13 protein-coding genes are annotated in these 13,172 nt (G+C 37.6%); 9 read left to right on the top strand and 4 right to left on the bottom strand.

The features are described 5' to 3' along the window. Nucleotide 1: 1 nt before the first annotated feature. The 8 genes from ACKVEV_RS08945 to ACKVEV_RS08910 all read left to right on the top strand — a co-directional run bounded on the left by ACKVEV_RS08945 (nt 2) and on the right by ACKVEV_RS08910 (nt 7,363). Nucleotides 2-1,123, top strand: coding sequence for a Nif3-like dinuclear metal center hexameric protein (locus ACKVEV_RS08945; protein ID WP_409370042.1), 1,122 nt, complete (start codon nt 2-4; stop codon nt 1,121-1,123). Between the two features lie 15 nt (nt 1,124-1,138). After that, the gene (locus ACKVEV_RS08940) at nt 1,139-1,363 is read left to right on the top strand and encodes a hypothetical protein (protein WP_409370041.1); all 225 of its coding nucleotides are present in this window, start codon (nt 1,139-1,141) and stop codon (nt 1,361-1,363) included. Nucleotides 1,364-1,873: 510 nt separating this feature from the next. Next, the gene (locus tag ACKVEV_RS08935; RefSeq protein WP_409370040.1) at nt 1,874-2,287 is read left to right on the top strand and encodes a lactococcin 972 family bacteriocin; all 414 of its coding nucleotides are present in this window, start codon (nt 1,874-1,876) and stop codon (nt 2,285-2,287) included. Nucleotides 2,288-2,384: 97 nt separating this feature from the next. Beyond that, nucleotides 2,385-4,397, top strand: a complete 2,013-nt coding sequence (locus ACKVEV_RS08930) for a hypothetical protein (RefSeq protein WP_409370039.1) — start codon at nt 2,385-2,387, stop codon at nt 4,395-4,397. 22 nt (nt 4,398-4,419) lie between these two features. Next, on the top strand, nt 4,420-5,064 hold the full coding sequence (locus tag ACKVEV_RS08925; RefSeq protein WP_409370038.1) for an ABC transporter ATP-binding protein: 645 nt from the start codon (nt 4,420-4,422) through the stop codon (nt 5,062-5,064). 104 nt (nt 5,065-5,168) lie between these two features. After that, a complete protein-coding gene (locus ACKVEV_RS08920; protein ID WP_409370037.1) occupies nt 5,169-5,417 on the top strand; it encodes a DUF2164 domain-containing protein in 249 nt (82 codons plus the stop codon). A gap of 303 nt (nt 5,418-5,720) precedes the next feature. Beyond that, nucleotides 5,721-6,257, top strand: a complete 537-nt coding sequence (locus ACKVEV_RS08915; protein WP_409370036.1) for an NADPH-dependent FMN reductase — start codon at nt 5,721-5,723, stop codon at nt 6,255-6,257. Between the two features lie 215 nt (nt 6,258-6,472). Then, nucleotides 6,473-7,363, top strand: coding sequence for a PhzF family phenazine biosynthesis isomerase (locus ACKVEV_RS08910; RefSeq protein WP_409370035.1), 891 nt, complete (start codon nt 6,473-6,475; stop codon nt 7,361-7,363). A 130-nt stretch (nt 7,364-7,493) separates the two neighbouring features. Here ACKVEV_RS08910 and ACKVEV_RS08905 read toward each other — a convergent pair whose 3' ends face one another. The 4 genes from ACKVEV_RS08905 to ACKVEV_RS08890 form a co-directional block, all read right to left on the bottom strand. Then, the gene (locus ACKVEV_RS08905) at nt 7,494-7,691 is read right to left on the bottom strand and encodes a YwbE family protein (protein ID WP_409370034.1); all 198 of its coding nucleotides are present in this window, start codon (nt 7,689-7,691) and stop codon (nt 7,494-7,496) included. A 50-nt stretch (nt 7,692-7,741) separates the two neighbouring features. After that, nucleotides 7,742-8,278: a hypothetical protein gene (locus ACKVEV_RS08900; RefSeq protein ID WP_409370033.1), complete on the bottom strand. Its 537-nt coding sequence runs from the start codon at nt 8,276-8,278 to the stop codon at nt 7,742-7,744. A 618-nt stretch (nt 8,279-8,896) separates the two neighbouring features. Beyond that, a complete protein-coding gene (locus tag ACKVEV_RS08895; RefSeq protein WP_409370032.1) occupies nt 8,897-10,162 on the bottom strand; it encodes a dicarboxylate/amino acid:cation symporter in 1,266 nt (421 codons plus the stop codon). 259 nt (nt 10,163-10,421) lie between these two features. Then, nucleotides 10,422-11,468: a TRAP transporter substrate-binding protein gene (locus ACKVEV_RS08890; RefSeq protein WP_409370031.1), complete on the bottom strand. Its 1,047-nt coding sequence runs from the start codon at nt 11,466-11,468 to the stop codon at nt 10,422-10,424. 112 nt (nt 11,469-11,580) lie between these two features. Between ACKVEV_RS08890 and ACKVEV_RS08885 the strand changes: the two genes are divergently transcribed. Next, nucleotides 11,581-13,161 carry an ATP-binding protein gene (locus ACKVEV_RS08885; RefSeq protein ID WP_409370526.1) on the top strand — a complete coding sequence of 527 codons (1,581 nt, stop codon included), beginning with the start codon at nt 11,581-11,583 and terminating at the stop codon, nt 13,159-13,161. Nucleotides 13,162-13,172: the final 11 nt, after the last annotated feature.

Here is a 13,172-nt window from a genome sequence, read left to right as displayed (position 1 = left end):
CATGAAAGCGGTCAATGGTCAGGAAATTATTCAATTATTTGAAACGTGGTCACCGAAGAAACTAGCATGTATGGAAAATGATCCAATTGGGCTTGCCATTGGTACATTAAATAAACCAGTCCGTAAAGTACTAGTGACATTAGATGTCAATGATGCCGTTGCAGATGAAGCGATTGCACAGGGCTGCGAGCTAATCATAGCGCATCATCCACCTATTTTCCGACGTCTGGCGAATATTCGTACGGACAATCCTGCGGGACAATTATATGAAAAGCTTATTAAACATGATATTGCTGTCTATGCCGCACATACCAATTTAGATGTGGCACAAGGTGGCGTCAATGATTTATTGGCGGATGCTTTGCTGCTTGAAGAACGCTCTATATTAGAAGAAACATATGCCGAAGATGTGCTAAAGCTAGCTGTGTTCGTACCAACTGCCAATGCAGATGCATTACGTGAGGCATTAGCACAGGCTGGAGCGGGTCGTATAGGCTCCTATGAAGCATGCAGCTATACAACAGTTGGAGAAGGGCGTTTCCGTGCATTAGAAGGGGCTAATCCACATGTGGGCGCAATAGGTGCATTACATGTTGAGCAAGAAGTGAAAGTGGAAGTCGTATTCCCATCCTCTATTAAAAATCGAGTGTTAAAAGCGATGTTACTTGCCCATCCATATGAGGAGCCGGCGTATGATGTTATACGTTTAGATCAGCAAACGAATCGCATGGGCTTAGGACGTGTTGGTTATTTACCAGCAGACATGACGTTACGAGATTTTGCTGAGTTTGTAAAAAAACAACTAGATGTGCCCGCTGTTCGTGTAGTTGGCGACTTGCAATCGAAAGTCAGAAAGATTGCACTAGTTGGGGGCGATGGCAATAAATATATTTATACGGCAAAACGTGCAGGTGCAGATGTGTTTTTAACAGGCGATATGTATTTCCACACGGCACAGGATGCACAAGCAATTGGTTTACAAATTGTAGACCCAGGTCATCATGTTGAAAAAGTGATGATTGCTGGTGTAGCCAAAAAAATGGCGGCGATGTGTGAGACAAAAAAATATGCCGTAGAATTTGTTCAATCTACGATACATACAGAGCCGTTTTTATTTGTTTAAGAAAGGGGTATCGGTGTGGCAAATGGGAGACCTACTGGCAATAATGCCGGCAAGTTATGGATGATGATCGGTTTACTCATTGTTGTGTTCGGTTTGGGTATGACGTTCATGACAAATACGATGAATGACAAAAAAATAGCTACCATCACAAAGCAATGCGAGGACGATGGAGGCAAAGCCATTGTCTCGAAAGAAAAGAATTTTTTATCTACGAACTACGCATTTGAATGTAAAAAATAGTAAGTGAATAAACGCAACTTTTAGAGGTAATTCCTTTAAAGGTTGCGTTTTTTGTTGTGTCTTAAAAAAGGAAAATCTCCTTGGCAATAAATATTTTAAATATATTGATTTTTCTATTATTTTATGCTATATAAAAAATGATTAAATGAGAATGAGAATCTATTGAGAATTTTAATTGAATGAAATTACATAATGTGTCTCTGGTGTCTCTGTTAAATTAATAGTTTTTGGAGGAGTATTTCTGTATGAAAAGAGGCGGTGAAGGTGAAATTCAAAAAGATTCCAGCACCATATGTTTATCTAATGCTAATATTTATTTCGTTACAATCATTAATAAGAGATTATAAAAGTCAGCCTATTTGGATAACGGTTTTTGCGATAATTAGCATTTTAGGATTTTCCGTATTCACCTATTTGGATAGAGATAAATTTTTCAAAAAGTAAAAAGCTCTATTAATACATTCTATTTTAAAAAATAATAAAGAGCTCAAATGAAAGGAGGTGAGCCATATGTTATCCAAAAAAACTGTGAGGGTGAAAATAGTCGTGTTAGCGTTGGTGGCATTATTGTTATTGCCATCTGTAAATGGGGTTTTGGCAGTGTCTCATCATGCTATTTATGATCCATTAACTGTTGCAACACAAAGTGATCCATTCAACCGCGGAGACGTTTCTCGTAAATGGCTAGCACCAGGACCAATCACACAATATCCAAATGAAGGTGGCACTTGGGAGTATGGATTTTGGAATGCTAAAGTTCGTTCATACTACACAGTGGATCGCTGTCATGGAAGCACAGTAGAGTTAAATGGTAATCGATCAAGATCAGCTGATACAGCACCAGGACAAAGATCCATTGCTGAACTTTGGGCGGTGCAGTACCCTACCCACGTTGATCGTTATTACTATCGGGTATGTGATTAATTCGATTAATTACTAAAGCTTCATACTTTAGAGGCTTGGAATGTCTTTAGCAGTAGGCTTTCCAAGCTTCTCAATTAAAGATTTAGGGGGAGTGGTTATGCTTAAAAGAGCAGTGCAACTGACATCTTTTATTTGTGTAATGATGCTGTCTCTGCTTATTTTTCAATATACGTCGCTTGTCCAACAGCGGCTGCCATTAGGCACTACAAATCAATTTGATTTAAATCTTGCTGAAACTACGATTGCGAAAGACAAATTGGTTTCGGACCTTAATCAACTAACAGATCAATATAAAGCAATCGTAGTAAAAACGTCTGTTGACCCAGAAAACTATGACAATAAAAAAGATATTATTTATTTTGGGACTGCTAAACCAGCATTTCATGGCTTGCTTATAGAGCACAATGAGATTAAATGGTTCGAATCTTCTTTAACAGGTGAATTGCTTTCCACTGCAGATATAGGCACCCGTTCGTTATCAGGCACCTATGCTTATAACGCCGGGAAAGATTTCCGAGAAGCACTTGAACATTGGGCGCAACAGCATCAAATTAGGATTTTATTTGTTCAAGAACCATCTATACTAACGATAGTTTATGCATACTTATTTCAAAATGGTACAGGGAATGCAGTGCTTGCTTCCTTGCTGTTATTAGTAACGACCATTATTACTTGGATATTTCAACATGCAAAAGCAAGGTCTATTCGATTATTAGGCGGTGTTAAAGCAGGGAGAATCCATGTGGAGGATACAACGACAATAGTATCTTTTATCATTGTCGGATTTTTGTTAGGTTTGTTTATATCATTAGGCTATGTAGGTGTCGTAAAGGACATTCGACAAATTCCATTGGTATTGAATCGTCTACTACTTTGTCTCGTGCTATTCTTATTTGTCGTTGGCATCATCACAGCATTGCTTTCGCTAATTGCTAGCCCAAAAGCTGCCCATATAGCGAGAAGACAAATTCCGTTGAAACGATTTTCTATAATGGGAAAGCTAAGTCAAGTTCTTGTTATGATTTTATCGCTCATTGTAATACCGACCATTATCACATCTATACTAATAACTAATCAACTGTCGAAGGAATATGCACTTTGGGATAAAATGCACAATGTCGTTCGGCTATCCATGTTTGACTTGGATTCATTAGAACAAGAGGCGACTCTGCCCGAGGTAGAAGCCTTTTTTTCTAAAATGCAAGCGGCTAAAAATTTAAGTCTTTCTTTCGTTATTGATAAAGCGATTTTTTTAGAGTCACATCGAATGGGTGGCTATGATCATATTATTATGACAGATCGGGCTTGGATTGATTTGCTAGAAATAGGCGTAGAAACAGAAGACAAGGGTGGGAAACTCATTACAAAGAATGTTAAAGATTTACCAGATGAATTGGCTTCGTTTTTAGAAGGGCAAATTCCGCTATGGACGAAACATAATGATGTTTATCCAGCGCAAGGGTTGAATTTTTACGAATATAAGGGAACGAAATTTCTTGCATTACCACCAAATGTTGGTTTAGCAGGGGAGACAGTACAAGCAGAAAATCCGTTAGTTATACTGATAGATGGTCAGCTAACAGACATTGTAAAAACGAAAGGGTTTTTAATATCTTTAGCTTCTAGTGGAAATATCGTTTTTTTTGATGAAAATCATTTACAAGCCGCTTTAGCTAACTCCGTTATGAAACCTTCTATCACGTCGATTAATGGGATAGCAGACGTTGCTTTGGAAACGGCTCAAAGGTTTAAACAACAATACGTTTACTATATTGTAGCGGGACTGCTCATTTTCGTAACAATGTTTTTGACTGCTGTATTGAATGGCAGACTATGGGCTGGCACGAATGGTAAACGTATTTTCACCTTGCATACCTTTGGTTACCCATACACATCGATTATTGGACCGGTTTTCAAGCGACAATTATTTATCATCATTCTAACAACAATTGTCGGTTCTATAATTGGTTATTTGGTACACCACGTGCAACTTAGCGTATTACTTTCATCTTCTTTACTTGTCGGAATTTTATATGGGATAGGAAGTTACCTTTCTTTTAAGAAATCCGTAAAACAAGCTTTTTATCGTACGAGTCATCGGTACAATTAAATGTACTAAAGGAGTAATGGATATGATTATTCATACAAAAAATATTGGCATTGAAATTAGTGGAAAAACAATTTTTTCTAATATTTCCTTAGAGATTAATCCGAATGAAATGATTGCCATTACTGGCCCTTCTGGTAGTGGCAAAACAACACTTTTAAATTGTCTAGGGCTTATTCAATCAGTCAATAGTGGGGATATTCTAATAGAAAATCAAAATGCTAGTAAATGGAAGGAGAAAGAAAAAACAAGTTTTTGGAAAGAAAAAGCGGCATTTATTTATCAAGACTATGGCATCATTGAAGATGAAAGCGTCCGTTATAATGTGACATTAAATAAGCGACAAGCGAAAACAAAGGTTGTTGACGAAATCCTACATACAGTTGGACTCGTTGGAAGAGGGCAAGATATGGCAGCTGTTTTATCGGGAGGAGAAAAACAGCGACTAGGCGTAGCACGTGCACTTTATAAGAAAGCTACTATTATCTTTGCGGATGAACCAACAGCCTCGCTAGATCAATCGAACAGAGAAATGATTATTAATCTATTAAAAACATGTAGTCAAAACGGTGCAAGTGTCATTATTGCGACCCACGATGAACGGCTCGTCCAAGTTTGTGATAGAAGTATCAATTTGCTTAAAATAGATCAATTGGGGGAAAACGGTTAGTCATCGGCCAAGGCTTTAGGTATGAAAAATTTACAATGACCACTATACAAAACGCTGCCTTAGTCTATACTTGAATTTATGAAATGCAAAAAGGGAGTGGCGACATGTTTATCCGATTAACAACAGAGCAACAAGAGCTTATCATCGCTGATATTCAACGCTTTTTCTATAATCAGCGTGATGAAGATATTTCTGAATTTGAAGCGGAAAGAGTGTTTGATTTTATTAAAGAGAATATCGCACCCTATATTTATAATGCAGCGATTTCTGATGCGAAATATGTGGTAGAAAGCCAATTATCTGCTCTTGACGAGGAGCTAGTTGCTTTAGAGCGGCCAATCAAACTGAAATAAAGAACAAAAGGAGAAACAATCGCCAACAGATTGTTTCTCTTTTTGATAAAAGAGAAAGCTGAATTATTTGACAATTAAAAGTAATATATGGTAATTTTATCTCGAATTGAAGATAAATAATCCCAAAGTAAAGGCACGCTATCAATCATTGATTTTTTATCTTGAGTTCAAATTTAAAGACAGTTTGATGAATAGAGTACTGTTGATCTGAACACCATGGGTAAGAGCGCAGATTTTTTGAAAATCTCCAAAGAAAGATGCAATTAGCAAAACAATATTTAGGGAAGCATAGGAGGAATAGTGATGTTGAAAATTGGGATTATTTTAGGTAGTACTCGTGAAGGGCGCGTAAGTCCGCAAGTTGGTCAATGGGTAAAAGAATTGGCAGAAAAACGCCGTGATGCTGAATATGAAATTATTGATATTGCTGAGTTTAAACTACCTCTTTTAGGCGAGCCAGGTGGCGATGCTTCTGGTGTTGCAGCATGGGCACAACGAATTGCTGCATGTGATGGTTTTGTCTTCATTGTGTCAGAATACAACCATTCCATTACAGGAGCATTAAAAAACGCTTTAGATTACTTACAGCAAGAATGGAACCATAAAGCAGCTGGTATCGTGTCATATGGTTCTGTAGGCGGTGCACGTGCGGCAGAACATTTACGTGGTATTCTTGGAGAACTATTAGTGGCAGACGTTCGTGCACATCCTGCCCTATCGTTATTTACAGATTTTGAAAATGGCAACGTGTTTAAACCAAAAGATGTGCAAGCCGATTCAGTAAACCAAATGTTAGATCAAGTTATTCCGTGGGCAACAGCATTAAAAACAATTCGCTAAATACAGCTAATAATAATTTGCATAAAGCGTACTGGTGAATTACCAGTATGCTTTTTTAGTTCCTGCTTTTTTAGTGCCAGGCACCGAAACAATTTTGAAAAAAAAGAAAATTTAGCATTGGTCACGCCAATACGTTATGCTAATATAGCTATATAACAATGGGGAATTCTTCCGTGAATTCGATGGTTATAATCTAATGACAAGGCGGGGAAATTATGAAAACAATAACTGTTCAGCATTATGATGCGTTTAGTACTATACCTAATAAGGGAAATCCAGCAGGTGTTGTAGTCGAAGGACATCAATATAGCGAAAATGAAATGCAACAGATAGCTAAGAAGGTCGGCTTCAATGAAACGGCTTTTGCTCTTAACTCTGATAAAGCAGATATACGTATTCGTTATTTTACACCAGGGCATGAAGTCGATTTATGTGGACATGCCACAATGGCGACGATTTATGCATTACAAACACAAGGACGACTAGGCAATAAAACAAGCATCACGATCGAAACAAAAGCGGGGGTATTACCCATTCGTTTGGAAGAAAAAGAAGATAAGCTATACATAACAATGCAGCATGCTACACCACAATTTGAAGATTTTAATGGTTCTAGAGCGGCACTGGCACAGTCAATTGGCTTAAACGAAGACGAACTGCATGCTGAGTTACCCATTGTTTACGGTAGCACAGGGCTATGGACATTATTAATACCTGTCCAAGATTTAGCCTCTTTTGAAAAAATGAGCCCTCAAACGGCGACATTTCCTTCTATATTAAAAGAAATGCCAACAGCCTCACTGCATCCATTCTGTTTACAAGCATTGGATGAGACAGCAGATATGCATGCGAGACATTTTTCATCCCCACACTCGGGAACGATTCAAGATATCGTTACAGGAACAGCTTCAGGTGTTATGGGGGCATATTATGCAAAGTATATTGACAGTGAAGGGACATACCCTAAAACACTAATCGTCGAACAAGGACAAGAGCTTGGAAAAGATGGACGTGTCCATGTCCACGTCAACAAAGTCGACAATAACTTGGACATTGCCATTACTGGAACAGCGGTTTATGTTAAGGATTTGAAAGTACAGATTTAAAAAGGTGCCAGGCACTCAAACAATTCTCACACAATTTAAACACAACGTAAAAGCAAAAGTGTGAGATTCGCTATAATGAATCTCACACTTTTTATCCCCGTTATTCTGTCAGCAAACCAATGCGTTGCAATTATTTTTGGATAATGTCGCACACTCTGCCAATTTGACCATCCGTTAAGCGAACTTTAATACCATGTGGATGGTGCGCAGAATTGGTTAAAATATCTTTCACCATTCCTCTCGTTTTAACACCTGTGCGCTGATCTTTTTTTAGAATAATGTTAACCTCTAAACCAGGATGAATATCTTTTCTATTTTGACCGTTCATACGTTACCTCACATTTATATAGAATGACTCAAATTATAGCATAAGCTTCGCTAGTTACGTAGTGCAAATAATGTTTGAAAAAGTGAAGCTAGTAAAGCCACGAATAAAGGATCATCCGACTGGAAGAGGTTATAGACTATTCCTTCCCGTACTATCCCATTTTCAACAAATTGGGCACTCGCAATTTTTTCATCATTGCAATATAAATAAGCCGTTGAAGTAAAATCTTGTTCAAAGCGAAAAACAAGACCATCCATTGTAAAGGAATAAGAAGACTCTAATAATTGCACAGTTTTTCGTTGAATAGGAATACTACTACCATCAGGCATGATGATTTGATGACTAATCCCTTTTGTCAGTAATGTTGAACGCACTTGAAAAAGTAGTTTTCCTTGTGGCGTCCTTGTTTCAAAGCGGTATGGTAGCGATTGTTGGACGGCTACTAATGTGGCTGCATTCAGAATTTTTCTGATGTTTGAACGCTGAACTTGTTGAAGAACACAGACAGCTTCATTGTCACTATTAACAATAGGGTATGTGGGAAGTCTTTCAGTTGCTTTTGGATATGTAAGTGTAAATATTGCCATATAATAACCTCCCATTTACTTACTATACGAGTAAGATTGACTGGAGGTTTCACTAATATTTGTGGACAATAGTTTATTTAAAATGGAGGTAAAATTAAATGGAATTTAAGAAAATTGTCAATCAGTTAACTGGGAGGAGTTTGATATGAAAACGGTACTGCAGGCATTATTTTGTTCGTTGTTCATACATTTAGTATATTTTTTTAGTATATATGGATGGCCCTATATGAAAATGACATTCGAAAAGGTGAAACTAGGGGGGAGCTATGTAGCTGAAAGTCATACCGATGTTACGTTCCTTTTTATAGGTTCCCCAGTCATAATTTTGGGCACCTCGTTTTTGGGGTTAGCATTCGTAAGTGGTGTTATCATTCTATTGACGAAAAAACTTCTGAAAAGGCGTGGTATGAAACTTTTAAATTAGAATAAAAATCTTAATAAAATCCTAGCTATTCTTTATTTGGTAGCAAAGGCTGTGTCTCCTGCGAAGAATGTACATAACGTGATTGTCCTTCGCGGAAAGAACCACCGTAGCAATCATCAACGGCATAGCAAAAAGTGTTAGATTGATAGCAGTCAATCTAACACTTTTTCGCTTTTGACCCAGCTTCATTTCAATTATGAGTTGGGTATCATTTTACCTGAAAGTGCACGTTTTTCTTGTTCAGGATCAAATTCTTTTTCCATTTTTGAAACGACTACTGTTGCAACACCATTACCAATTAAGTTCGTTACAGCGCGAGCTTCCGACATAAAGCGATCGACACCAATTAACAGGGCAATCCCTTCTACTGGAATCATCGGGAATGCAGCAAGTGTAGCGGCAAGTGTAATAAATCCTGAGCCAGTCACACCGGCAGCACCTTTCGAAGTTAACATTAAAATAGCAAGTAATGTAAGCTGATGCCAAATATCTAAATCGACCCCATAAGCTTGTGCGATAAAAATAGCCGCCATCGATAAATAGATGGAAGTACCGTCCAAGTTAAAAGAATAGCCTGTTGGGATAACAAGACCTACAACTTGTTTTGAACAGCCGTAATTTTCTAATTTGCGCATCATCGAAGGGAGCGCAGATTCAGAAGATGATGTACCGATAACAATGAAAATTTCATCTTTTATATATTTAATAAACTTAAAAATACTAAAGCCGAAGTAACGTGTGATCAAGCCAATAATAACAACGATAAAGATAAACATCGTAATATAAACCGATAACATTAAGAACCCTAAGTTGCCAAGTGATTTGATACCGAAGTTGCCAATGGTGTAACTCATGGCACCGAATGCACCAATCGGAGAAATTTTCATCACCATATTGACAATTTTAAAGAAAATATCTGCTACTTGCTCAAAAAATTTGATAACAGGTTTCGCTGGTTCACCAATTGAAGCTGCCGCTAAACCAAATAACACAGCAGAAAATAACACAGGCAATAATTCGCCATTTGCAAGGGCACCGACAACATTATCAGGGATAATTTGCATAATAAAGGCGCCGAACCCATGCTCAGCAGCTGCAGCTTGCTCTGTATATTGTGTAACATCCGCCGCATTCGCTGCATCTGTATTAAACCCTTTACCAGGCTGAATAATATTCACAATGAGTAAACCAATCGCAAGGGCGAACGTAGAAACAATTTCAAAATAAATTAATGCTTTACCACCAATTTTGCCGACCTTTTTCACATCACCCATACTACCAATGCCGATTACTACGGTTAAGAAAATAATAGGTGCAATGAGCATTTTAATTAATTTAATAAAAATATCCGCTAATATTTTTAAACTAGCACCGAACTCTGGAAAAGCAGCACCGACAATAATCCCGAGGACAATGGCAATGAGCACTTGTACCGTTAAGTTTTTAAAATTTATACGCATAATACTTCCCCCTAAAAAAATGTGAACTATGTGAACGCTTTCATGTGACCATCATAGCTGAAATTTTCCGACAATGGTTTTTATGGCCGTAAAGTTTCTATTGTTCATTTTGTTCATTTTTCCTTAGGATGGATGGGAAGTGAGATATATCAACGGTTTGAGGCTGTTTTATAGTAGATTAGAAAAAGGCGAAACTATTATAATACAAAGAAAAAAATCCCCACAAAAAGTGAGGATATAGTCAAAATGACCAAAAGTATTATGGCGCGATAATCTGTTGGATGTCAGCTAATAAGTGGGGCTGTTTGACATTCGCTCGGTAGAAGTCGTAGACAGGTGCAAGTTGTTCTTGCCAGCGTTGACGTTCTTTGTCAGTCATCGTATAAATGACAAAATCATCTTCTTGCTGCAGTTTCCGTAAATCATCAGCGTTTAGAAGAACTGCCTGCTTAAATTGCCATTCTGTTGTTTCTTTCATTGCTTCCATCAGCTGCTTTTGAATTTTGGGCGATAGCTGTTCCCAAAATTTTTCGTTCATTAAAACCGAATAACCTAAAATGCCATGATTGGTTACTGTCATATTTTTTTGTACTTTATAAAAACCTTTTGAATAAATATTAGATGCTGTATTTTCTTGTGCATCGATTGCATGGGTTTCTAAATCAGTAAATACTTCGCTAAAGGAAATCGGCACTGGCGTAGCACCGGCTAAGCTAAATTGCTTTTCAAGCGTTTTACTTGGCATTGTACGTATGCGTAAGCCTTGTAAATCTTCAAATGTATGAATAGGTTGCTCAGCGGTTAATTGTTTAAAGCCATTGTGCCAAAAGCCTAGGCCTTTTACATTAAAAGGCTGTAGCTCATCCAATAATTGCTCACCGATTGGTCCTGTAAGTACTTCATGCACTTCATCATCTGTATGAAAAAGATAAGGGAGGTCAAGCACTTGCCAATCAGGTACATAGGAAGTCATTTTAGAATAAGTAGGGATAATCATCTCCACTTTCCCATCTTGTAAAGCTTTAAATTCATTTTCATCGTTATATAACGATGCATTTGGATAAACATGCACTTTGACTTGGCCATTTGTTTTTTGCTCTACAAGTTCAGCAAATTTAGTTGCAGCTTGACCTTTCGGCGTGTTCTCAGCGACAACGTGACTCAAATGAATGGTGATTTGTGTGTCGAGTCCTGTTTGCTCATCATCATAGGGGAGCGTTGTCGAAAATAATAATCCTTGCTGTATACTAAAGACAATAGTTAAAATCAAAACGGTTGCGGCCGTTCCTATCATAAATTTTTTCATATAATACACCCATTTGATTCGTATTTTCACATGTTTTTGTTATTCTAACATAGGAAGTAAGCTAAAATATAGTAAGAGGGAGGCCATGATCTTGAAAATTCAAAAATTATCGATGCAGGGCAAAATCATGTCTCTTACTTTTTTTATCCTGTTGCTGTCTTTTAGTATCGGCGGGACGTTTTTGCTTGGCTATGTGATCAACGAGCAAAAAGAAAAGCTGGCACAACAGGCGTCACTTGTTGCAAAAACAGTATCACAATTACCAGAATTAAAAGATGCAATGGCCAATCGTAATTTTGCAGAAGCGACTCAACATATTAATCCGGTTGTGGAAGAAATTCGTGATATTAATGGCGCACAATATATCGTTGTGCTCGATATGAAGCGGCGTAAATATACTCACCCAAATGCACAGGAAATCGGCACTATTTCACAATCAGCTGACCTCAATGCCGCATTTTCTGAACATTATTATACATCGATTGCACATGGCGAACATGGCGATATGGTGCGTGCTTTTGTACCCATTATGAGTGATGGAGGACGTCAAATTGGCGTCGTTATTGTAGGCTATAGTGTATTAACTGTTAGCGAATTGCTCTTGTCTATCCAAAAAGAGCTTATCATTACAGTTATATTGTCATTGTTATTTAGTGCATGGGGTGCTCACACATTAGGACGCCATATGAAAAAACAAATGTTTGGCTTAGAGCCACACGAAATTGCAAAAATGTACGTCGAACGTACCGAAACATTTAACGCCATGCATGAAGGGATTATCGCCATTGATAATGATTTAACGATTACGATATTTAATGAAAAGGCTTGTGAAATATTAGGCGTAGCAGAACGACCGTCGGCATTAATCGGCAAGAAAATTTTTGAGGTGTTACCAGATACACGTTTGCCCGAGATATTAGCACTGGATCGTCCTATTTATAACCGTGAACTGTATATTAATGACCATAGTATTATGAGCAATCGTATTCCCATACAGGTCAATGGCGAAACAGTTGGTGCGGTAGCGATGTTTAAAGATCGGACAGAAGTGAAAAAACTAGCGGAGGAATTAACCGGCGTAAAGGCTTTTGTTCAGGCATTACGCGTGCAAACGCATGAGCATAAAAATAAATTGCATACCATCGCGGGTCTTTTGCAGCTTGGGCATCATGACCAAGCACTTTCTTACTTAACGCAAGTAAAAGAAGAGCATGATGAAATTACGAATTTTTTAAATGAGCGCATTAAAAATGAAAATATTTCGGGTTTATTACTTAGTAAAATTGCTCATGCAAAAGAACTTGGTATTACATTGGAAATAGATCGTGCGAGTCGTCTTACAACATTCCCGAAAAATTTAGACCATCATGACTTTGTCATCTTATTTGGCAATTTAATTGAAAATGCTTTTGATGCCTTAAAAGACAGTGCTGTCGACGATAAAATTGTTCATATTTCTGTAGACGAAGATGAGGACGTCTTAGCGATTTTAGTTACAGATAACGGCATCGGCATGACAGAAGCAGTACAGGCACATATTTTTGATAATGGCTATTCGACGAAAGAAAAAAAAGGTCGAGGTATAGGACTATATTTAATTAAAGAGATTGTACAAAAAGGACAGGGTGAAATTGAAGTAATGAGTGAACCGCAGAAAGGGACGAGCTTTTTATTAACATTTTATCATCCTTAGTGTGCAAATAT

Source organism: Lysinibacillus sp. 38-6 (assembly GCF_046245175.1).
Taxonomy (GTDB): domain Bacteria; phylum Bacillota; class Bacilli; order Bacillales_A; family Planococcaceae; genus Lysinibacillus.
The sequence above is the reverse complement of the archived record's forward strand: the minus strand, read 5'-3'. Positions and strand labels throughout refer to the sequence as shown.

What these genes read in the sequence shown, in the direction of transcription:
- ACKVEV_RS08945 (WP_409370042.1), top strand. Translation starts at nt 2, where the DNA reads ATGAAAGCGGTCAATGGTCAGGAAATTATTCAATTATTTGAAACGTGG.
- ACKVEV_RS08935 (WP_409370040.1), top strand. Translation starts at nt 1,874, where the DNA reads ATGTTATCCAAAAAAACTGTGAGGGTGAAAATAGTCGTGTTAGCGTTG.
- ACKVEV_RS08930 (WP_409370039.1), top strand. Translation starts at nt 2,385, where the DNA reads ATGCTTAAAAGAGCAGTGCAACTGACATCTTTTATTTGTGTAATGATG.
- ACKVEV_RS08925 (WP_409370038.1), top strand. Translation starts at nt 4,420, where the DNA reads ATGATTATTCATACAAAAAATATTGGCATTGAAATTAGTGGAAAAACA.
- ACKVEV_RS08920 (WP_409370037.1), top strand. Translation starts at nt 5,169, where the DNA reads ATGTTTATCCGATTAACAACAGAGCAACAAGAGCTTATCATCGCTGAT.
- ACKVEV_RS08915 (WP_409370036.1), top strand. Translation starts at nt 5,721, where the DNA reads ATGTTGAAAATTGGGATTATTTTAGGTAGTACTCGTGAAGGGCGCGTA.
- ACKVEV_RS08910 (WP_409370035.1), top strand. Translation starts at nt 6,473, where the DNA reads ATGAAAACAATAACTGTTCAGCATTATGATGCGTTTAGTACTATACCT.
- ACKVEV_RS08905 (WP_409370034.1), bottom strand. Translation starts at nt 7,691, where the DNA reads ATGAACGGTCAAAATAGAAAAGATATTCATCCTGGTTTAGAGGTTAAC.
- ACKVEV_RS08900 (WP_409370033.1), bottom strand. Translation starts at nt 8,278, where the DNA reads ATGGCAATATTTACACTTACATATCCAAAAGCAACTGAAAGACTTCCC.
- ACKVEV_RS08895 (WP_409370032.1), bottom strand. Translation starts at nt 10,162, where the DNA reads ATGCGTATAAATTTTAAAAACTTAACGGTACAAGTGCTCATTGCCATT.
- ACKVEV_RS08890 (WP_409370031.1), bottom strand. Translation starts at nt 11,468, where the DNA reads ATGAAAAAATTTATGATAGGAACGGCCGCAACCGTTTTGATTTTAACT.
- ACKVEV_RS08885 (WP_409370526.1), top strand. Translation starts at nt 11,581, where the DNA reads ATGCAGGGCAAAATCATGTCTCTTACTTTTTTTATCCTGTTGCTGTCT.